Annotated in this window: 1 protein-coding gene; it reads left to right on the forward strand. The window is 68.0% G+C overall.

The features are described 5' to 3' along the window. Positions 1-203: transposase (locus tag AX692_RS10840; protein WP_155646310.1), on the forward strand; the 203-nt coding region annotated here is incomplete at both ends.

Here is a 203-nt window from a genome sequence, read left to right on the forward strand (position 1 = left end):
GATCTCCAGAACGCGGTGATCGTCGATGTCGAGGCGACCACCGCCATCCGTCAGGCCGAGGTGACCGCCCAGCGTCGCATGATCGACCGGACGCAGGAGCGCTTTGGCCTGTGGCCCGAGCGGCTCGTGGGCGATGCCGGGTATGGAGATGCCAGGAACCTGTCCTGGCTGGTCGAGGAGCGCGGGATCGAGCCGCACATCCC

This window comes from Erythrobacter donghaensis (genome assembly GCF_001557325.1).
In the GTDB taxonomy this organism is placed as follows: domain Bacteria; phylum Pseudomonadota; class Alphaproteobacteria; order Sphingomonadales; family Sphingomonadaceae; genus Erythrobacter; species Erythrobacter donghaensis_B.